Genomic DNA, 21,243 nt, shown 5'->3' with positions numbered 1-21,243 from the left:
GCGTTCAGTTCAACGATGCAAGGCTCTTAAAAAGTGATTTCTATAAAGAACATTACATGGCCGGATATACATAGTTAGACTCAAAGCTTAATGGAATTCCAATCCACCAGTAAAGCAACAAGAAGATCGTCCAAACAACCATGAAAATTAGCGAGTATGGAAGCATCATAGAAATAAGGGTTCCGATTCCGGTATTCTTAACATAACGCTGACAAAACACGACAACGAGCGGGAAGTAGGGTAATAGAGGAGTTATAATGTTAGAAACGGAATCTCCGACCCGGTATGCTGCCTGAGTTAAATCGGGTGAAATCCCTAACTGCATAAGCATCGGGACAAATATGGGAGCGATAAGAGCCCACTTTGCAGAGGCGGAGCCTACCAGCAGGTTTACAACTGCACTCAAAATGATGATCCCTACAATGGTAACCTGCCCGGGTAATGCCAGGGACTGCAAAAAGTTAGCTCCCTTTAGAGCTACCAAAAGACCGATATTTGATTCAGAAAAGGCATCGATAAAAAGGGCACAAAAGAAAGCCATCACAATATAATAGCCCATGCTCTCCATCGATTTTTTCATATTATCGATCATGTCTTTAGAGGATGTGTACTTACCGGATACATATCCATAAACCACACCGGGAATTAATAGAAAGATAAAAATCAGGGGTACAATGGCTTGCATCAAAGGTGCCTGGAATGAAAACAAAGAGCTCACATCCGGGTTGTCCCAGTTTGGGTCGCGAAGGGCAGAACCTTCCGGCCAGGCCCAAATAAACAAACCAATGATTCCTAGTATCATTGCGCCGAATCCAAGCCAGAAAGCACGGCTTTCTTTATCAGTTACGGTTTCCATCTGGGGCATTTCATCCTCGTCTCCGTCAACCTCAACGTTGGCCAGGCGGGGCTCAACGATTTTATCGGTGATATACCAGCCAACAAGCACAATCAGAATACTGGAGGCCCCGGTGAAATAGATATTGTTCAATGGATTCAGTGCAATATCCGGGTCAAGAATTTTTGCTGCTTCAAGCGTAAAGCTCATAATAAGCGGGTCGATAGCAGAAGGAATGAAGTTGGCAGAAAACCCGCCACTTACACCGGCAAAAGCAGCTGCAATTCCTGCCAAGGGATGCCTACCCGCCGCATAAAAAATCACTCCGCCAAGTGGGATTACCAATACATATCCTGCATCTGCCGCTGTGTGGCTGACGATGGCAATCAGTATAAGCATGGGGGTTAGAAATGCTTTTGGCGTAAAATTCAAAAGCTTTTTCAGCCCTGCATCTATCCAGCCGGAATGTTCAGCTACTCCAACACCAAGCATGGCAACAAGAACAATACCCAATGGCGCGAACAATACAAATGTACTGATCATGTTGGCCAAAAAATCAGCCATGCTTTCACCGGTCAGTAAATTCTTAACGGCAAGCTCATTGCCGGTTAAAGGATGGGTTTCTCCAAAATCTATGGGGGAGAGCACAGCGGATAGTATCCACACAAAAACCAGCAACATGAGAAAAAGCATTGCAGGATCTGGAAGCTTATTCCCGGCTTTTTCTATTAAATTGAGAAATTTATCAAAGAGAGAAGAGCCTTTGGTTTCTTTTGCCTGCTTTTTTTTGGTTGATTCAGCCACGAGATTTCAACTTAGTTATTGTTGGAATATTGAAGGCAAAAATAAGATTTTCACCGGGTTTTACAAGCACAATCATTCCCACTCAATAGTGGCCGGAGGTTTTGAACTTATATCATAAACCACCCGATTAATTCCCTTGATCTCGTTTATAATTCGATTCGAAACATGAGCCAGAAACTCATAGGGAAGATGCGACCAGTCGGCTGTCATACCGTCCAGACTGGTGACAGCTCTCAGGGCGATGGTGAACTCATAGGTGCGTTCATCGCCCATTACACCTACGCTTTGAACCGGCAGCAGGACAGCCAGTGCTTGCCATACATCATTATATAAATTCTGTTCTTTAAGCTCTTCAACAAAAATATAATCGGCTTCTCGTAACAAATTGAGTCGATCTTCAGACAACTCGCCCAATACCCGAATTCCAAGTCCCGGACCGGGAAAAGGATGGCGTCCAATAAAGTGATCAGGAATACCTAATGTACGGCCGACTTCACGAACTTCATCCTTAAAAAGCTCACGAACCGGTTCAATCAGGTCGAGCTTCATTTTTTCGGGAAGTCCGCCCACATTGTGGTGTGATTTTATAGTTGCAGAAGGACCTTTGAAAGATACACTTTCAATGACGTCGGGATAAAGAGTACCCTGAGCCAGGTATTTGAAATCGGCATCGTCGCCAATTTCTTCCTCGAAAACATCAATAAAGGTATTTCCTATAATCTTTCGCTTTTCTTCAGGATCAGAAACACCGGAAAGTCGATCTAAAAATAGTTTCGAAGCGTCAACGCCTTTAACGGGCAGATGTAAATCCTGCGTGTAGAGATCCAATACCGACTCAAATTCATTTTTTCTCAATAATCCGTTATCCACGAACACACATTGCAACTGATCTCCAATAGCTTTGTGAATAAGCGTGGCCACTACCGTAGAATCTACTCCGCCGGAAAGGGCACATAATACTTTGTCGTCTCCGACTTTTTCACGTATAGATTGAATCTGCTCATCAATAAAAGACTCGGAAGTCCAGTCGCCTTTTAGTCCACATATGGTATAGGCAAAATTCTGGAGCAACTGCTTTCCATGTTCGGTATGAGCAACTTCAGGGTGAAATTGGACACCATAAATGTGGTTCTCTTTATGCCGGACAGCAGCGACCTTAGCGTTCGTTGTATGTCCGATAATTTCGTAGGAAGGAGGAAGCTCATGAATGTGATCACCGTGGCTCATCCAAACCACACTTTCATCTTCAATATCCTTTAGCAGGTCTTCACTATTATCAATAAGAAGATTAGCCCGGCCATATTCCCGTTTTTCAGCTTTTTCAACACTACCGGGGATTTCAGTATGAGCTAATAACTGAAGTCCGTAACAAACTCCTAGAATAGGGATATCCCAATCTAAAATTTTGGCTTGAAGACCAGGGGCATCCTTGTCATTTACACTTTTGGGGCCACCGGAGAGAATGATTCCACCCGGAGTAGGTGTAGATACTTCATCCAGGGTTACATTGTAAGGGTGAATTTCACAGTAAATATGAAGTTCACGCAGCCGGCGAGCAATAAGTTGAGTGAATTGAGAACCGTAATCAAGGATGAGAATCCATTCCGAATGTCGGCTGTGCATGAAGCTTTTTGTAAGATATTAGTGAGTAAAATAAATAAAGCCTGTACCGGTAAGGGGTCAGGCTATGACTTCTTCGTATTCTTCAGCTGAGAGCAGGTCGTCCATCTGAGAGTCATCATCAATTTTGATTTTAACCATCCATCCGTCGCCATAAGGATCATCATTAACCAACTCAGGTTCATCTTCAAGCTTCTCATTCAGCTCAACGATTTCCCCATCGAGAGGAGCATAAAGATCTGATACGGTTTTTACAGCTTCAACGGTTCCAAAAGTATCATCTTTAGAGAATTCTGAGCCTTCAGGTTCCAGTTCCACAAAAACAATATCGCCTAATTCACCCTGAGCAAAATCGGTAATACCAATGGTGGCCGTTCCGTCGCCGTTATCTTTAATCCACTCATGTTCGCGGGTGTATTTCAGTTCAGCTGGTATGCTCATCGTTGTTCAGTCTTCTTTGGGTGTATATTTAAATTCTCTTTCCAGGTACTTGGTATCAAACTTCCCTTTAATGAAGTTTTCATCATCCATAAGCTGAATGTGGTAGGGAATAGTGGTCTTAATTCCTTCAATGATGAATTCCTTAAGAGCACGCTTCATTTTCTTGATGGCATCCACTCGGGTTGGTGCGCTAACAATCAGCTTAGCGATCATAGAATCATAATGAGGTGGAATTCGATAGCCTGAATAAGCATGCGTATCTAAGCGAACTCCATGTCCACCGGGAGGGTGGAATACGGTAATTTCACCAGCAGAAGGACGGAAATTATGTTCCGGATCTTCCGCATTAATACGGCATTCAATCGCATGATTATTGAACTCCAGCGTGAAAGGCTTCAGCTTTTCGCCGGCCGCTACTTTAATCTGCTCTTCAATCAAATCGATACCGGTAACTTCTTCGGTAACGGGGTGCTCTACCTGGATGCGGGTGTTCATCTCCATGAAGTAGAAGTTGTGGTCGTCATCAACCAAAAACTCTACTGTTCCGGCACCTTCATAATTCACAGCTTTGGCAGCATTTGTAGCCGCATCGCCCATTCTCTTACGAAGTTCTTCCGTCATTAGTGGAGAAGGAGACTCCTCCAGTACTTTTTGGTGGCGACGTTGTAACGAACAATCTCGTTCACCTAAGTGGGTGTGATTGCCATGTTGATCAGATAAAACCTGAATCTCTACATGGTGAGGGTTGGTTACAAAACGCTCAATATAAACGGCCGGGTTATTAAAGGCGGTTTCAGCCTCATTACGGCACATTTTGTAATTTTTTTCAAGTTCAGAGGCTTCCATTACCATACGCATACCACGGCCTCCGCCGCCAGCCGATGCTTTAATGATAACGGGGAACCCGATTTCATCACAAACTTTCTTGGCATCTTCGTAGCTATCCACTTCACCGTCACTTCCCGGCACAACAGGTACGTTGTTGGCAATCATGGTAGCCTTGGCTACGGATTTATCACCCATTTTACCAATAGCTTCAGGTGATGGACCGATAAATTTAATGTCATGCTCTCCGCAAATACGGGAGAATTCAGCATTCTCAGCCAAAAAACCGTAACCGGGGTGAATAGCTTCCGCATTTGTAATTTCGGCAGCTGCTAAGATGCTTGGAATTTTAAGGTAGCTTTCCTTACCGGCAGCAGGACCAATGCAAACCGCTTCATCAGCGAATTTAACATGAAGGCTGTCAGCATCAGCTGTAGAATACACGGCTACAGTTTTGATGCCCATTTCCTGGCAGGTACGAATAATTCGCAGTGCAATTTCTCCTCGGTTGGCAATCAGAATTTTTTTAAACATGAAAGCCGCTTAGTCTTTTTTAATAATGAAAAGTGGTTGTTCGTATTCAACGGGCTGAGCATCATCCACCAGGATTTGCTTAACCGTTCCGCCGAATTCAGCTTCAATTTCATTCATGATCTTCATGGCTTCCACAATACAAAGCGTGTCGCCTTTAGAAACTTTATCTCCAACTTTCACAAAAGGATCAGAGTCGGGTGATGGAGATTCATAAAAAGTACCAACAATAGGGGAAGTTACGGTATCACCTTCAGCCTGTGGGGCTGAGTCATCCGATTCTCCCTGAGCAGGAGTTGTTGACGGTTGTGCGGGAGCAGCAGGCTGAGCCGGTGCTTGAGGCGCTGCGGCAGGTTGTGAATAGGTAACCTGTTGAACTTCACCCTGTTTCTTAACTTTAATTTTGAAATCGCCTTCTTCGAGAGATACTTCGTTAACATCACTCTCGGCGATCATGTCTAAAATGTTTTTGATCAGTTTTAAATCCATGATAAGTCTTATTTAGCTCGTTCTATATATTCTCCGGTTCGGGTATCAACGCGAATTTTCTCGCCTTCGTTGATGAAAAGTGGAACTTGAACCGTAGCTCCAGATTCCAATGTAGCGGGTTTACTTCCGCCTTGTGCGGTGTCGCCACGAACACCGGGATCTGTTTGTTCTACCGTGGCTTCAATATGATCTTTAGGTTCTACATATAACACCGACTCTTCGTCAGCGTTTACGACCACAACACAATTGTGGCCATCTATCAGGAACCCTTTTCGTTCTACCTGGGATGCATTCACGGGAATTTGCTCGTAGGTGTCGGTGTGCATCAGGTAAAAAAGTTCTCCATCGTTATAGAGGTACTGATACTCACGGGTTTCAACCCGGACAGCTTCTGCATTTTCACCTGAACGCCAGGTTTTGTCAATATTCTTATCGTTTACAATTCCTTTAAGCTTCGTACGGACGAAAGCAGGGCCTTTACCCGGCTTTACGTGCTGAAACTCAGTTATGGAGTAGAGTTCTCCGTCCAGATCCAGAACCAAACCGTTTCTGAAATCTGATGTTGATACTTTAGACATTCTTTAAGTTTTCCTCCGATAAATTTCGCTCAAAAATACCACCTGCCCACTTGGATAACAAATGAGTTTAGATGAAATTCGAGATCAAATTATAGAGAATGGCTGCAGGACAAATATATTTGATGAAAACAGGCCAAACTTTAGAAAACAGGGTTTGTTTGATACCGGCAAACCCATATTCCATTTCGTTCAAAGCCTGATCGGTTTTCCATACATAACCCACAAACAAGCAGATTAAAAATCCACCAAGAGGTAAACCGATAGTGCTGAACAGGTAGTCGAACCAACCGATTAAGGCGGGGAAGAAGGCAACCGTAATGGAAACAACCAAAATACCTAAACCTACCATCCAGGCTGCTTTCTTTCGTTGTACTTCAAATTCATCGATCACGTAAGAAACCGGAACTTCCAACAGCGAAATGGTTGATGTGAGTGCTGCAATACTAAGCAGCAGGAAGAACGTCACTCCTAATAACATACCTACGGAACCGCCAATGGTATGGAAGAGGGCAGGAAGTATTTGGAAAACAAGATCGGTACTGGAGGCCAATGAACCACCAGCATTAATGTTAATACCCTGACTTTGAGCAAGGTACATCGCCGGCACAATAAGTAAACCGGCTAAAAAGGCGATTCCAACATCAGCTAAGGTTACAAAAGCAGCTGCCTGAGGAATATTCTCTTTCTTATTCAGATAAGAACCGTAGGTGATAAGAGCCCCCATCCCTAAAGAAAGTGAGAAGAAAGCCTGCCCCATGGCAGAGAAAATAAGCCCTGCATTAATTTTACTGAAATCCGGTAATAAGTAAATACTCACACCTTCAGCACTTCCGGGTTGTAGCAGCACATAAATAATCATCACCACAATAATCCCGATAAGTAAGGGCATCATCGCTTTGGTAGCTCGTTCAATACCATCGCTTACACCAGCGGTAATTATCTTAATAGTCCCCAGCATGAAGACAGTAGCAATAATCGCGTTCTTAAATCCATTATTAGTATCGGTGAGCCAATCTGCTGCTCCCGACCAGCCAAAGAAGTAGAAGATTTCCTCAAAGGCGAAACCAAAAGCCCAACCGGCTACTACCGTGTAGAAAGAGAGGATCATCACTCCACAAATAACACCCCATAATCCCACCAAAGGGAAAAATTTACTGGAACTGATAGCTTTAAATGCACCAACAGGGTTTTTGCCTGATTTTCTACCAATCGTAATCTCGGCTACCATCACCGGAAAACCGATCGCAAAGGTACATAACAGATAAATTAACAGATAGGCGGCACCGCCTTCAGTGGCAACTTTAGTAGGGAAAGCCCAAATGTTACCAAGTCCTACCGCTGAGCCGGCAGCTGCGAGTACAAAGCCAAGTTTTGAATTCCATGAACCGCGGTCGGTTGTGGTTGTTCCAGCCAAGTGTGTTCCTCCTTAGGATTATTTAAATGAAAAGGTAAAATATTTTAAGCTTAGCTCACACGCAACTTTCTTAATACAACTCCTGAAGTAGCGGGAATAATCATTGATTTTTCAACACTTTGAATGGTTGAAGAGCCCGCTTTGTCGGGGTTTACAACGATCTCCCAATAGCCATCAGGAAGTATAATTTCGTATGCATGCTCTTTGCTTGCGTTCAATGATACAAAGTAATCGTACATATCACCTGAACTTTTTCCGTCGATGGAAAAAGTGATATGAAGCGGATCATTATATACTTTGAAATTAATTTCATCCGGTGCTGCTCTCCTCAGAGCCGGTGCATCTAACCGTAAGTCTATCAATCCTTTATAATATTCAAATAAAGATTTATTGAGACTGATTTCATTAAAATTCAGCCAGTTCGTCTCATTGTCTTTATTGTAACTGTCGTGATCCAGCATTCCATTTTTCGGATCAATACCGTCCGGATCCTGAATCATTTTTGAGCGCGCCCATTCCTGCCCGGCATGGATCATGGTTATTCCCTGAGAAACGAATAAAGATAGCGCAGCCAATTTCGCAATTTTCAGTTCTTTTTCAGATAGAGAGGTGAGTGTTCTTTTGTCTTCAAAAACGGTTTCTGCTTTTGAATGATCCAAAGCAATTCGGATATAATCTCCCAGTGTGTATCCATCATGACTTTCGAGGTAATTTACCGAGTGACCGGAATGATTGAACAAGCCATGTTCTCCGGATTCCAGTGTACCTCTTAGTAAATTTTCGATACCAAAGCGGGAGAGGTTGGGATCAGTTTCACCAAAAATGAACCCCTTACTTTCTTTGGGGTGATATCCTTTGAATCCATTTCGGATTTTATCATTCCAGCAAGCCCAGTCATGATCCGAAAACCCAGCCGGTTTATAATCTCCGCCCCAGGGTTCGGCAATAAGAATCACATTGGGGTTGATTTTCTTGGCTTCTGCCTTGATGAGAACTATTGTTTCCCAATCGATGATGCCTGCCAAATCAAACCGAAATCCATCAATATGGTATTCCTTCATCCAGTGTTTAACAGATTCTACGATAAGTTCCCGGGCATACGTTTGGGAGGTGTCGATGTCATTGCCCGTCCAGCTATCATTCAGGTAGTTCCCCATTTCATCCAGCCGGAAGTAATGATCTTTGGCTGTGTATTTAAGAGGATTTAAATCATAATGCGATGCATGATTGTACACCACATCCATAATGACGGATATTTCTTCTTTATGAAGGGCCTTAACCAACGACTTCAGCTCATTGGCTGCTTTTGTGCCGTTTCCCAAAACCTTTCCGGGTTCCAGTGTGGCATCAGAAGCATATATTGTTTCCGGGGCAAAGAAGAAGGAGGTCATATATCCCCAGTAATTTCTGGCATAGGGATTCCAGGTGTTTTTTACCCCTTCGTCGGTTTCTTCGTTGAATGGTGGCTCGTAATACCCAAACTTTTGAAGGGGAAGAAACTCTACCGCATTCACTCCGAGCTTTTTCAGGTGACGGATTCCCCCAACCTCAGCCTCTCGAAAATCATTATAAATTCCCTGCACAAAGGTTTTTGCAGAGGAATGGGCCACCATATCCTTAATGTGGGTTTCGTAAATAATCAGATCTCTGGAATCTTCAGGCGTCACATAGTCATCACCTTCCCAATCAAATGTGTTGTTCTCAACAATCTTTGTTTTAGGGAATTGCAGGTGGTGATTGTTTGAGGTCACATGCCGGCTTCTTGGGTCAGCTATGTGGTATTCGGTAGGTTCAAAGAACGGGTCATCCTCGGGTCCATCAATTCTGTACGCATACCATTTGTTATAGAACGTGTCCTGTATAAGTGTTTCCCAGATGCCTTGTTCGTTCTTTTCTAAAGGAAATTCGAGTCCGGTCCTGTGCTCATATTCATCGTAGATAATGACGGCCACTGATGTTGCTTTAGGTGCAAAAAGCCGAAAAACGGTCTGACTTCCTCGGGAGGTATAGCCTAAGGGATATTCCTCGAGACACTCGATGGTACAAGTATTTTCAGTTTCTAATTTCATTTAGTGTATTCCAAAAAAGAGGACTGCCATGGCGAAGAGACAAATTGATGAATGTCAGTTTGGGAAACGAAATAACGAAGTAAACTCCCCATGGCAACATCCCAAATAGTAAGGGAGATCGCCGTGTCGAATTATAACTGAGTTGAAATTTAGACACCGATGCTCCTCGCGATGACATAATTAATTAATTCTATTCTAATGGTATACAACTATGTAATCGTACTTCCGGGTTCGGCGTCCGTTTCTACGAACTTAAGATTTCCCTCAGAGTCTTCAGCCATCAAAATCATACCTTGGCTTTCAACACCCATCAGCTTTTTAGGAGCGAGGTTTGCCACCACACTCACTTTTTGACCGGGAAGATCCTCTGCGTTAAAATGCTTTGCAATGCCGGATACAATCTGGCGCTTCTCCAGCCCGATATCCACCGTAAACTTAATAAGCTTGTCGGACTTTTCGATTTTCTCAGCCGTCAGGATTTTACCGGCTCGCAGATCCAGCTTCATGAAATCTCCGAATTCGATGTCATCCTTTAATTCAGGAACATCCGGTGTAGGGTCGGCGGCCTTGGCTTTGTCGTGTAGTTTTTGAATTTGTTCTTCGATGAGTTCGTCCTCAATTTTATCAAATAGAATGTCGCCCTGGTTAACAGGAGTGCCTTTTATCAGCATATTCGGGGTGATGTCATCCCAACCGAAATTATCACTCAACCCAAATTGAGCTCTGAGTTGTTTCATTTTAGCAGGGAGAATAGGGTCAAACAAGCAGGAGAGAGCCGCACTGATTTGCAGACTCACATATAATGTATTCCCACATTTAACCGGATCATCTTTGCGTGTTTTCCATGGCTCGGTTTCTGTAAAATAGCGATTACCAATACGGGCCAGGTTCATCGTTTCGTTGATGGCTTCCTTAAATCGGAAGTTCTCATAAGCCTGGGTAATTTTCTCCTTTTGATCACGGATTGACTGCAAGGTTTCCTTATCCAAATCGGAAGGCTCAATGAGCTCGGGAACTTTTCCGTCCGCATAGTTAGCCGTGAAGGAAAGAGAGCGGTTGGTGAAGTTACCCAATACATCCGCCAGTTCTGTATTTACTCTGGTCTGGAAATCTTTCCAGGAGAAATCAGAATCCTTTGATTCCGGCAGGGTAGTACCAAGCGCATACCGAAGAAGGTCGGGATTGAATTCCTCAACATCCAGGTATTCATGCAACCAAACAGCCCAACCCCGGGAGGTGGATAGTTTCTTCCCTTCCAGGTTTAAAAACTCATTTGCCGGCACATTTTTGGGCAATACATAATCACCATGCTCCATCAGTACAACGGGAAACATAATGCAGTGGAACACAATGTTATCTTTACCAATAAAGTGGTAGAGCTCGGTATCTTCATCCTGCCAGAAGTCTTTCCAGAGCTCCGGTTTGCCTTGTTCCTCAGCCCATTCTTTGGTGGCCGATACATATCCGATAGGAGCATCAAACCAGACATACAATACTTTACCTTTGGCTTCTTCCAATGGAACCGGCACGCCCCAGCTTAAGTCGCGGGTAGCAGCACGATCAGCAAGACCGTCATTCAGCCAGCTTTTAACCTGCCCCATTACATTGGGCTTCCAGTTCTCGCGACTGTCGATCCATTTCTCGAGTTTGGGTTGTACATCTCCCAGCGGCATATACCAATGTTCGGTTTTTTTGAGCTCGGGTTTCTCACCGGATAATGCGCTCACCGGGTTTTTCAGTTCGGTAGGGGAAAGGGAGGTTCCGCAGTTTTCACACTGATCACCGTAGGCTTCTTCAAAACCACAGTTTGGGCAGGTTCCTTTTACATAGCGATCAGGGAGGAACATATCCGACTTGGGATCATATAGCTGCTCTTCCGTTTTCTTCTTAAAAAATCCCTTCTCGTGCAGATTGGTAAAGAACTCCTGAGATGTTTCATGATGAACTTTGGAGCTGGTTCTTCCATAATAGTCGAAGGTGATTCCAAAATCTTCAAATACCTTCTTATTCATCCCATGATAGCGATCCACAATATCCTGGGGAGAAACTCCTTCTTTTTCTGCGGCGATGGTTATGGGTACACCATGTTCGTCAGAACCGCAGATGAAGGCTACATCGGCATCCGTACGGCGTTTATAGCGGCAGTAAAAGTCAGGAGTGAGGTAAGCTCCGGCAAGGTGACCAAGGTGAATAGGTCCGTTGGCATAGGGCAGCGCCGAAGTAACAAGAATTCTTTTTTTATTGGGCATGAATGAGTTTTATCCGTCTTTTTTCCGAAGATAAGAAATGGTGGGTTTAATGTTTAAGGTGGATTGAAAAAATACCTCGTCATTGCGAGGAGACTAAATGTTGAATTTAGAGATCTGATGCTTTTCGACGAAGCAATCTCCTGATAGCGATATCCAAAATAGTTAAAGGAGATCGCCTCGTCGTAAGATGGCGGTGACCTGCTCAGGCATGCAGACTCCTCGCGATGGCAGGTTTAATAAATTTTTCTGCTCCTCATTTCTCCTTAACTTTACTGCATGCTAATTACATTTGAAGGAATAGACGGAAGCGGGAAGTCCACACAGATTTCCCTGTTAAAAGAACGATTGACCAAGCTGGGGCATAAAGTGGAGGTATTTCGGGAGCCCGGAGGAACCGATGTCTCTGAGATGATTCGCGGAATGCTGCTCAACCCCGAACTGGATATTGACCCGATAACTGAGCTCTTGCTGTTTTCATCAGCGCGCTCACAGTTGGTTGCCGAGAAAGTGCGTCCTCTGCTTAAACAAGATGTAATAGTAATCCTGGATCGCTTTTATGACTCTACAACTGCTTACCAGGGGTTTGGGCGCAAGAGTATGCCCATCGATCAGATTAATCAAATCAATGCAGCAGCTACGCACAACCTGGTTCCTGATTTTACTTTTTATTTGAGGCTTAGCCTGGAAGAGGCTGCCGAGCGGACCAAGAACTTTGAAAAAGATCGTATGGAGCTCTCAGGAGATTCTTTTTTCAAACGCGTTTTCGATGGATTTGAGCATTTAGCCGAAACTGAAACCCGTTTTAAAACCATTGATGCGGGGCAGGATAAAGATTCGATTCACGATGATATCTTTAAGGAGCTGCAATCATCGCTTTAATTTACCCGCTGTTATTTTTTAAACACGGATATTGGTGTAACAAAAAGGAGACGGAGAAGTCTTTTTTAAAAAACTTTACGGTTATCCGATTATTTATCTGTGATGAACATTGAGGCTTAATCTTTTTATCCGTAAATTTAAAGCAATCTGGATGAGTCCTGCCTGTTTCCATGACAACCAGTTCATCAAAAGAATACAATTCTAACGATCATAACTACCAAGTAATAAATTATGGCGCACGAAAGAATCGAAATTGATCTACCTCTTGCCAAAGTGTACGAGCTCCTTTCTAACCCAGTTGAATTTCCTAAGTTTTTGGAACGTATAGATTTAGTAGAGAGAGTTAACTCTCAAACTTTCGAATACAAGACTGACATTGGAGGAGAAGAGTATCAGTGGACAACCAATCTTATCGATAATCTTCGTAATACTCGCTTTGCCTGGATTACTATCAACGGTAATCTGAATCAAACCGGAACTATTCGATTTACTCCGCTTGATAACGGCGAACGCACACGCGTTGAGTTTTCTCTGGACTACCGTACTTTTTTCGGTGATCCTGAAGAAGAATTGGCTTCTTTCATTGAAGATTCACCTGCTCAGCTCAAAAAAGACCTGGAGAAATTCAAGGAATTAGCTGAAGGCGGAACCTTCAAGGAAACTCCAATCGAGCCAACGGAAGAGACCGAAGAAGAAGTTACCGCATAAGGTATTTCAATCTTTATATTATTTACATTACTTGATGCGCATCTCACCGATGCGCATTTTTTTTGTCATTTTTAAAGTACTATGGATTTCAGCAAGTTTTTACAGTCAGAATCGAGCCGTCAACCTCATTATTTATTAATTGGCAGTCCAATAAGTCACAGCGTTTCTCCATTAATGCATAATACGGCTCTGGATCATCACGGATTGAAGGCCGAATACCACGCCGTAGCCGTCCGTAACAGTGAGATATCAACCCTGATTGCCCACTTTAACCGGTTAGAGTTCCTTGGGGCAAACATTACCATCCCTTATAAGGAGACATTGTTTAATGCCATGGACACGCTGGGTATGGAGGCCGCACAAATCGGGGCCATCAATACCATTGTAAAAAGAGACGGAAAAATTATTGGTGAAAATACCGATGAATATGGGTTCCGCGTTCCTATAGAGGAGTATGAAGACCAGCTTGCCGGTGAGCGAGCCATTATTTTTGGAACCGGCGGCGCAACAAAAGCTATTTGTTATGCACTGCGTGAACTTGGTGTTGAAGAGATAGTGATGGTTTCCCGTCGCCCGGGCCGGTATGATGAGCAATCTGATATCATCATGTGTAATTATGATAACTGGAGTGCTTATGCTGAAGAAGCAGCCATCATAATAAATGCAACACCACTTGGAATGACACCCAATACCGATGCATCTCCGGTAAAAGATCAAGAGGCAGAATTGCTATCTGATAAAATATGCTATGATGTGGTGTATAATCCCCGCGAAACTAAATTTCTGAAACAAGCCAAAACAGTGGGTGGAATTCCAGTTGAAGGTTTAGATATGCTGATTTACCAAGGAGCGAAAGCCTTTAAACTCTGGACAGGACAAGAATTCCCAACCGGACTCATAAAAATGAAGTTAGAAGATGTCTTTCCGAATTAAGCTTATAAAACCGAATCTGCTGAACAATGACTCTGTTTCAAGCTGGTTCACGCTGAGAAATCAGGAATCGGTTCATCCCAATCGAGCTATTCCCGGTTTAAATTTAGGGCTTAATACTGCTGAAAAGGCGTCCGCTGTTCTTGAAAATCGCCAGCGATTATTAAAAGAGATTGGTCTGGATGAAAACCAAATAGCTTATGGAGTTCAGGTTCACAAAACGGATATTAAAGAAGTGATCGAAGGAGGGATCTATGAAGGAACCGATGGCTTCGTAACTACCAAGTCCGGGTTAGCCCTTGCCATACAGGTAGCCGATTGTGCTGCTGTACTACTCGCGGATAGTGAGAATAAAGTAATTGCAGCCGCTCATGCCGGTTGGCGGGGAGCAGTTGCTGATATTGTGCCAAAAACAATCCGAAAAATGAAGGCACTTGGAGCTGAACCAGAATATATAAAAGTATATGTGAGTCCGTGTATTTCACTCCAGAATTTTGAGGTTGGGGAAGAAGTAGCCACTGAATTTCCTGACCGATTTGTGGACAGAACGAATTATGCCAAACCCCATGTTAACCTAAAGGCTTTTATCAGACAGCAGCTGATAGATGAAGGCATTGAAAGCGATCATATTGAAATAGATGATTCCTGTACTATAGAAGATGAAAACTATTATTCATATCGCCGGCAGAAAGATAATAGTGGCCGGATGATGGGGATCATCAAATTGAACTAAAGAATTTATTACACCTTGAGAGTTAGCTACAGCCCCGGTTACGTTGCCGATATGCCTGATGATCATATCTTCCCGATGAAGAAGTTCAGTGGCCTGCATTGCTATTTATTGGATCGTGGGGTTCTTAAAACTTCCGAAATCATAGAGCCTTCTATGGTCGATCACTCAAACCTGATTATGGCACATACGCCCAGGTACACGCAAGCAATCTGGGAGGGAACCTTAGACCGTAAGGAAGAGCGGAGAATGGGGTTACCCTGGAGTAAATCTCTTGCTATACGTTCAAGGCTGGCTGTTCAGGGGACCATTAATGCCGGACTCATGGCCCTGCAAGATGGGATTGCCGGTAATTTAGCGGGTGGCACCCATCATGCCATGCCGGATTTAGGAGAAGGATTTTGCGTATTTAATGATGTGGCCGTGGCTATCAAAGTGTTGCAGCAATCCAAATGGGTGAATAAAGTGATGGTAATCGATTGTGATGTTCATCAGGGCAACGGAACGGCTCATATCTTTGCAGATGATCCCAGTGTATTTACGTTCTCTATTCATGGAGAAAAGAACTATCCGTTCAAGAAACCGCCTTCCGATTTAGATGTTGGTTTGCCCGATAAAACCGAAGACGAAGATTACCATAAAGCCCTTATCTCCGCACTCGATTCAATTCTACATGATTTCAACCCTGACCTTGTGTATTACTTAGGTGGAATTGATCCGTTGGAGGCGGATCACTTTGGCCGGTTATCACTTACTCTAAATGGACTCAGGGAAAGAGAGCGAATTGTTATCGAGACCATCACTCAACGAAATCTGCCTTTGGTATTGTTACTCTCAGGTGGATATGCCCCTACACTTAATGATACGGTGGTTGCCCATGCACAAATGTATGAAGTGGCAAAAGAAATGGGTTTTTAACTAATAAAAAAAGCCGTAATCAGTTAAGATTACGGCTTTTATCTATTGATTTTAAATTACTTGATAAGAGTCATTTTTCTTATTTCAGTATAATTTCCAGCTGTCATCCTGTATAAATAGATGCCACTGTTTATGTTTTCAGCATTAAAGGTTACTTCATAATTACCCTGGGATTTAACACTATTAACTAATGTAGCTATTAAGCGTCCGGTTAGATCATAGATTTTAATGCTTACCATCTCTTTAGATGGAACACTAAAGCTAATCACCGTTGTCGGGTTAAAGGGATTAGGATAATTTTGGTTTAATACAAAGGATTCAGGATTATCAGAGTTATTTACTCCGTATTCGATATCTGAATTTCCAAAAGTATTTGATCCAGCTTGTGTATTACTTACGATGGAGGAAGGAGTAGCTCCCGGTGCGGTAGGAGTGAGTCCTGCTACTTCATAACCATAGGTCAAGCCATCGTCAGTGGCAGTAGTATTTGGATTTTTTGGTACATGAACCTGATAGGAGGCTTCAGATGAGTTACCACTATTATCTACAACTCCTACAAAAATGGTGTACACACGACCATTGCCACCGCCAAGCCTTTCAGCTCGTAAATCGACAGATAGTCCATCATCAGCTATAACAATATCATCAGATGTATTTCCATCACCGCCGCCACCGTTCTTGCCTTTTCCGTTATTAGAACCAGCTTGTTCTTCTGGTTCATCGCTTCGAACCTTGGTAATCACAACTGAAGAAATATCCACGTTAGCATCACATGCATCCTCCACAGAGGTTACAAAATCGGTTATACTAAAGGTGTGGTATTTGTGATTTGGTGGCCATAGAATATATGGATCACTATCGGTTAACAGTTCGGGTGGTGTTGTGTCTTCGATAGTCACATAAACAGTGTCTTGATCTGACCCGCCATCCGTGTCGTCAACTGTAAGTATAATTTCATGAGTACCTAGTGGTAGTGTTACAGTACTCGAAATCCCACTAACAGATCCGAATGAACCTGTCCATGTATATGTCAGATCATCACCATCAGCATCTGTAGTACCACTTGCATCTAAAGTTACCTCATAATCCGGGCACTCGTTTGTAACATCTTCACCTGCATCGGCAATCGGTATTGTATTTTCAACGGTTACGGTTACTTCGTCGGTGTCGGTTGCATCACCATCTGAAACAGTAAGTGTAAAGGTGTAAACACCATCGGCAAGATTTAATGTTGGGCTTACACCATTAGCCGTTGTAGTTCCATCTGTCCAACTATAAGTAAGTGCATCACCATCAGGGTCTGATGAACCACTGCCATCTAAGGTTACAGGTGTCGTCTGTCCTGTCGCAGTAGTCGTTATATCTTGGCCTGCATCAGCAACTGGCGGCCGGTTATCTGTAACATTTATAGTTATGCTACATTGAGACTGCTGGCCAAATTGGTCTGTAGCTGAAAATGTAAGCACAAAACTTCCAGTCTGAACTGCTGAGGGAGACCAATTATAAGTGGAAGTTACAGAGCCAGTACCTGAAACCGGTAAAGAAGGGGAGAATGAACTGCCTGAAGGTATACCTATACCTGCTAAAGAGATACCATAACTTGGATCATCTGCAGTAGCTGTGATATTAAACCCTACATTATTTCCAACGGTTGCCTCTATTGGTCCTGCATTTGATATTTCACAAACCGGAGGATCACTTTGAACTTGAACAATGTCCATCATGAAATCAACCGGTGTTGATGTCTTGACGTTTCCATTAGCATCCAGGTCTTCAACTACTACCATCACAGCCCAGCGACTCCCTAAAGGTAACCCTGAATTATTCCATGTCATTAAACCAGTATTAGGATCGATGGACAAATTTGGAACAGCACTCTGGGCACCAAATTCTGAAGGATTTGCAATTCTAAACCGTAGATTATCACCATCAGGATCAGCGGCACTTACAAAAAATGTTGAAGCAGTACCTTGCCCTACATTTACAATCGGGAATTGATTACTTACCGGAGAGGAGTTTCCAGATAGTGGAGTAATCACTGTTTGCAAATTCCATATACCACTTGCATTACTTATACCGCTAATTCGACAACAACTATTCCAACTAACATTATAAGGACCTGCACCACTGTATGTTTTCCTGATAACTACCTCACCTTCGAAATAGTTGTCAGCAACATTTATATTGGTAACAGTGGCAATGACCTGTTCAAAAGAGCCATCTCCCATTGCTAAATTACCTACAGTTATATTATCACCAACAGAAAAGGAACCAAATAATCTAAACACAACTTTCATTCTGATCTCAACTTCCCCCGGATTACCGGTAGGAGACCAACTCATAGTTCCATATCTGAAATGACTTGCTTCAACATTTTTTGGCATTAAAGCCATGATTAAAAAACCCAGACATACCAATATCAGCAGCCTGGTACTATTAGTACCTTTGTTTATGTATCCCATAATTTTCTATTAAATAATTATTGTTTGTACTTCTTGGCCGAATGCAGCTACAGGCCAATACCCCGCTAATAGTTATTCTCTTTTAAGATTAGCAATACCTAATATAGACCGTAAATTATATTTATCAAGCTACTTAGATTAGAATAGTGCATTTATTATGTGAAGCTTATAAACATTAGATTTGTATCCTCGTAAATCGAACAAAGTTTAAATGGTCTTTTATTAATCATTGCTTAATTTGTCGAAGAACTAAATCGACAAGGATTTGAAGAAACAAAAACTGGCTATTCTGGGATCGACCGGATCCATTGGAACACAGACGCTTGAGATAGTACGGCAACACCCCGATAAGTTTGAAATCGTTGCTCTTACCGCCCATTCCAACTGGGAATTACTGGCAGAGCAGGTTCAGGAATTCAACCCTGCCTATGTTCTCATCAGCAATGAAGAACATTATGCAGATTTGAAACAAACCGTGTCCGAAACCAAAGTAATGTCGGGTGCTGAGCATCTTCCTGCCATAGCTTCTCTGCCTGAAGTAGATACAGTTTTGAACAGTCTTGTAGGCTTCGCCGGTTTTGAATCCACACTGGAAGCCATTCGTTCAGGAAAGAAAGTGGCACTGGCTAATAAAGAGTCATTGGTAGTGGGTGGAGAGTTGATTATGACCGAACTCAAAAAATCAGAGGCTCAGCTCATTCCGGTAGATTCTGAACACAGCGCCATGCTGCAATGTTTGGTGGGAGAGTCGATAGGTGACATCGAAAAGATTATCATTACAGCAAGTGGCGGACCTTTTCGGGAGTTAAGTAAAGAGCAGATGCAACAGGTTACTGTTGAACAAGCTCTTGATCACCCCAACTGGAGCATGGGAGCAAAAATTACCATCGACTCCTCAACCATGATGAACAAAGGCCTGGAAATCATAGAAGCACACTGGCTTTTTGATCTTCCCGTAGAAAAAATTCAGCCCGTCATTCATCCCCAAAGTATTATCCATTCCATGATTACTTTTATAGACGGATCCAGTAAAGCACAGCTGGGTTTACCGGATATGAAAGTGCCTATAATTTATGCGTTGAGTTACCCTGATCGGTTCCCCTTAGATACCCCGAGAATGAATTGGAATGAAGCTCAGAACCTCACCTTTGAACCCGTTGATTTTGATAAGTTTCCCTGTGTTAAATTAGCAATGGATAGTATCTCGAAGGGAGGGTACGCACCTGCCGTTTTAAACGCTGCAAATGAAGTTGCCGTTGAGCGATTTTTGAACAAAGAAATTGGTTATATTCACATCCCTGAAATTGTAAAAGAAAGTTTGGCTAACATCGAATTGAATGATAGTTTGAACGCAGAGACGTTAAAAGAAATCGACAAAGAGACGCGAAGCTACGCGCATACAATTATTAAATAATTTACATGGACTGGTTTTTAAGCTTATTAAATACGCTCCTCATTTTTGGCGGAGCACTGATGATCCTGGTTTTTATTCATGAACTGGGGCACTTTCTAGCAGCAAAGTTTTTTGGAATGCGGGTTGAGCGCTTCTCGATTGGATTTCCACCCCGGGTATGGGGCTTCCAAAAAGGAGACACCGATTACTGCATTGGAGCAACACCGCTTGGCGGATATGTGAAAATATCCGGGATGATTGATGAAAGCATGGATACTGATCATCTGGAAAAAGAACCCGAGCCCTGGGAATACCGAAGTAAACCCGTTTGGCAGCGTATCGTAACCATTACGGCCGGGGTTATCTTTAACATGATTTTGGCATTCTTCATCTACTTTGGGTTGACCTACAGCCAGGGTAAAGCCGTACTGCCCATTGATGAAACCGAGGGAATTTATGTTCCTGAAACCTCTATTTTGCATGAAATAGGCTTCGAAACCGGAGACAAAATTGTAGGCGTGAACGGGCAACGAGTTGCTTATTTCAATGAACTGGTTTCCGCTTCTGAACTCACTTCAAATAACCTGACGTATATGGTGATGAGAGACGGACAGCAAATCTCCGTTCCTGTTACTCCAAATTTCCTGGATAGCCTGCAAACACGCGGTTTTTTGGATCCGACCTATTCTTTTCCAAGTAAAATTTCATCGGTTCCTGCCGGAAGACCCGCTGCAGAAGCCGGATTACAAGCCGGTGATCGTATAGTATCGGCAAATGGTGATACCGTCAAATACTGGGTTCAATTGGTAGAGATTATTCAAAATGCAGATTCCGCGGTTAATTTTGGAGTGCAGCGGGAGGATTCGGTTTTCTATGCGTCTATTACTCCTGACCCGGACACTAAAACCATCGGGATTGCTTCACCCCAAATCCAAACCTTAGGTCTGAAGCGTATCGAATATGGACTATGGGAATCTGTTGGCGAAGGATATAATCAAACCATAGAACAAACAGTAGGCATTGTACAGGGTTTTACCCGGATGATAACCGGCGACATTTCGGTTACTCAAAATCTGGGCGGCCCGATTGCCATAGCCAGCATTACCCGTGAAGCAACCGACCAGGCAGGATGGATTGGTTTTTGGAACATCACGGCGCTGTTGAGTATCACGCTTGCAATTCTGAACATTCTGCCGATTCCGGCTTTGGATGGAGGGCACCTTGTTTTCCTGCTTTACGAAGGTATAACTCGTCGCGAACCCTCTGAAAAAGTTCGCATGATTGCCCAACAAATTGGCTTTTTCCTGATGATTGGATTATTCATTTTTGTAATGTTTAATGATGCATTCAGATACTTCGGGCTTTAAT

Annotated in this window: 17 protein-coding genes; 7 read left to right on the top strand and 10 right to left on the bottom strand. The window is 43.1% G+C overall.

What is annotated here, in order from left to right:
* Positions 1-52: 52 nt before the first annotated feature.
* From JJ941_RS05280 to metG, 9 genes are all read right to left on the bottom strand, one after another.
* Entirely contained in the window at positions 53-1,639 is a 1,587-nt protein-coding gene (locus JJ941_RS05280; protein ID WP_290962613.1) for an AbgT family transporter, read from the bottom strand.
* A gap of 72 nt (positions 1,640-1,711) precedes the next feature.
* Positions 1,712-3,262, bottom strand: coding sequence for a glutamine-hydrolyzing GMP synthase (gene guaA / locus JJ941_RS05275; protein ID WP_290962612.1), 1,551 nt, complete (start codon positions 3,260-3,262; stop codon positions 1,712-1,714).
* Between the two features lie 57 nt (positions 3,263-3,319).
* On the bottom strand, positions 3,320-3,700 hold the full coding sequence (gcvH, locus tag JJ941_RS05270; protein ID WP_290962611.1) for a glycine cleavage system protein GcvH: 381 nt from the start codon (positions 3,698-3,700) through the stop codon (positions 3,320-3,322).
* 6 nt (positions 3,701-3,706) lie between these two features.
* Entirely contained in the window at positions 3,707-5,059 is a 1,353-nt protein-coding gene (accC, locus tag JJ941_RS05265) for an acetyl-CoA carboxylase biotin carboxylase subunit (protein ID WP_290962610.1), read from the bottom strand.
* 9 nt (positions 5,060-5,068) lie between these two features.
* Entirely contained in the window at positions 5,069-5,545 is a 477-nt protein-coding gene (accB, locus tag JJ941_RS05260) for an acetyl-CoA carboxylase biotin carboxyl carrier protein (RefSeq protein WP_290962609.1), read from the bottom strand.
* Positions 5,546-5,553: 8 nt separating this feature from the next.
* The gene (gene efp, locus JJ941_RS05255; RefSeq protein WP_290962608.1) at positions 5,554-6,123 is read right to left on the bottom strand and encodes an elongation factor P; all 570 of its coding nucleotides are present in this window, start codon (positions 6,121-6,123) and stop codon (positions 5,554-5,556) included.
* 67 nt (positions 6,124-6,190) lie between these two features.
* A complete protein-coding gene (locus JJ941_RS05250; protein ID WP_290962607.1) occupies positions 6,191-7,537 on the bottom strand; it encodes a sodium-dependent transporter in 1,347 nt (448 codons plus the stop codon).
* 50 nt (positions 7,538-7,587) lie between these two features.
* Positions 7,588-9,606: an alpha-amylase family glycosyl hydrolase gene (locus JJ941_RS05245; protein ID WP_290962606.1), complete on the bottom strand. Its 2,019-nt coding sequence runs from the start codon at positions 9,604-9,606 to the stop codon at positions 7,588-7,590.
* A gap of 209 nt (positions 9,607-9,815) precedes the next feature.
* A complete protein-coding gene (gene metG, locus JJ941_RS05240; protein WP_290962605.1) occupies positions 9,816-11,855 on the bottom strand; it encodes a methionine--tRNA ligase in 2,040 nt (679 codons plus the stop codon).
* 276 nt (positions 11,856-12,131) lie between these two features.
* Between metG and tmk the strand changes: the two genes are divergently transcribed.
* The 5 genes from tmk (at position 12,132) to JJ941_RS05215 (ending at position 16,020) form a co-directional block, all read left to right on the top strand.
* Positions 12,132-12,734, top strand: a complete 603-nt coding sequence (gene tmk / locus JJ941_RS05235; RefSeq protein WP_290962604.1) for a dTMP kinase — start codon at positions 12,132-12,134, stop codon at positions 12,732-12,734.
* Positions 12,735-12,965: 231 nt separating this feature from the next.
* Positions 12,966-13,442 (top strand): SRPBCC family protein, encoded by a 477-nt coding sequence (locus tag JJ941_RS05230; protein WP_255135695.1) that lies wholly within the window; start codon positions 12,966-12,968, stop codon positions 13,440-13,442.
* Positions 13,443-13,523: 81 nt separating this feature from the next.
* Entirely contained in the window at positions 13,524-14,375 is an 852-nt protein-coding gene (gene aroE / locus JJ941_RS05225; RefSeq protein ID WP_290962603.1) for a shikimate dehydrogenase, read from the top strand.
* Positions 14,359-15,105 carry a peptidoglycan editing factor PgeF gene (gene pgeF, locus JJ941_RS05220; RefSeq protein WP_290962602.1) on the top strand — a complete coding sequence of 249 codons (747 nt, stop codon included), beginning with the start codon at positions 14,359-14,361 and terminating at the stop codon, positions 15,103-15,105. The genes aroE and pgeF overlap by 17 nt, the downstream gene beginning before the upstream one ends.
* 15 nt (positions 15,106-15,120) lie before the next feature.
* A complete protein-coding gene (locus JJ941_RS05215) occupies positions 15,121-16,020 on the top strand; it encodes a histone deacetylase (protein WP_290962601.1) in 900 nt (299 codons plus the stop codon).
* A gap of 56 nt (positions 16,021-16,076) precedes the next feature.
* On the opposite strand, the gene JJ941_RS05210 is transcribed toward JJ941_RS05215, so the two are convergent.
* Complete coding sequence (locus tag JJ941_RS05210; RefSeq protein WP_290962600.1) at positions 16,077-18,482, bottom strand: PKD domain-containing protein; 2,406 nt, start codon at positions 18,480-18,482, stop codon at positions 16,077-16,079.
* 265 nt (positions 18,483-18,747) lie between these two features.
* Here JJ941_RS05210 and dxr point away from each other — a divergent pair, with 265 nt between their 5' ends.
* Both dxr and rseP read left to right on the top strand, forming a co-directional pair.
* Positions 18,748-19,896, top strand: coding sequence for a 1-deoxy-D-xylulose-5-phosphate reductoisomerase (dxr, locus tag JJ941_RS05205; RefSeq protein WP_290962599.1), 1,149 nt, complete (start codon positions 18,748-18,750; stop codon positions 19,894-19,896).
* A gap of 5 nt (positions 19,897-19,901) precedes the next feature.
* The gene (gene rseP, locus JJ941_RS05200) at positions 19,902-21,242 is read left to right on the top strand and encodes an RIP metalloprotease RseP (protein WP_290962598.1); all 1,341 of its coding nucleotides are present in this window, start codon (positions 19,902-19,904) and stop codon (positions 21,240-21,242) included.
* The last annotated feature ends 1 nt before the right edge of the window (position 21,243 follow it).

Source organism: Gracilimonas sp. (genome assembly GCF_017641085.1).
GTDB lineage: Bacteria > Bacteroidota > Rhodothermia > Balneolales > Balneolaceae > Gracilimonas.
This window is presented reverse-complemented; position numbering and strand designations above follow the sequence as displayed.

What these genes read in the sequence shown, in the direction of transcription:
- guaA (WP_290962612.1), bottom strand. Translation starts at nt 3,262, where the DNA reads ATGCACAGCCGACATTCGGAATGGATTCTCATCCTTGATTACGGTTCT.
- gcvH (WP_290962611.1), bottom strand. Translation starts at nt 3,700, where the DNA reads ATGAGCATACCAGCTGAACTGAAATACACCCGCGAACATGAGTGGATT.
- accC (WP_290962610.1), bottom strand. Translation starts at nt 5,059, where the DNA reads ATGTTTAAAAAAATTCTGATTGCCAACCGAGGAGAAATTGCACTGCGA.
- accB (WP_290962609.1), bottom strand. Translation starts at nt 5,545, where the DNA reads ATGGATTTAAAACTGATCAAAAACATTTTAGACATGATCGCCGAGAGT.
- efp (WP_290962608.1), bottom strand. Translation starts at nt 6,123, where the DNA reads ATGTCTAAAGTATCAACATCAGATTTCAGAAACGGTTTGGTTCTGGAT.
- JJ941_RS05245 (WP_290962606.1), bottom strand. Translation starts at nt 9,606, where the DNA reads ATGAAATTAGAAACTGAAAATACTTGTACCATCGAGTGTCTCGAGGAA.
- metG (WP_290962605.1), bottom strand. Translation starts at nt 11,855, where the DNA reads ATGCCCAATAAAAAAAGAATTCTTGTTACTTCGGCGCTGCCCTATGCC.
- tmk (WP_290962604.1), top strand. Translation starts at nt 12,132, where the DNA reads ATGCTAATTACATTTGAAGGAATAGACGGAAGCGGGAAGTCCACACAG.
- JJ941_RS05230 (WP_255135695.1), top strand. Translation starts at nt 12,966, where the DNA reads ATGGCGCACGAAAGAATCGAAATTGATCTACCTCTTGCCAAAGTGTAC.
- aroE (WP_290962603.1), top strand. Translation starts at nt 13,524, where the DNA reads ATGGATTTCAGCAAGTTTTTACAGTCAGAATCGAGCCGTCAACCTCAT.
- pgeF (WP_290962602.1), top strand. Translation starts at nt 14,359, where the DNA reads ATGTCTTTCCGAATTAAGCTTATAAAACCGAATCTGCTGAACAATGAC.
- JJ941_RS05210 (WP_290962600.1), bottom strand. Translation starts at nt 18,482, where the DNA reads ATGGGATACATAAACAAAGGTACTAATAGTACCAGGCTGCTGATATTG.
- rseP (WP_290962598.1), top strand. Translation starts at nt 19,902, where the DNA reads ATGGACTGGTTTTTAAGCTTATTAAATACGCTCCTCATTTTTGGCGGA.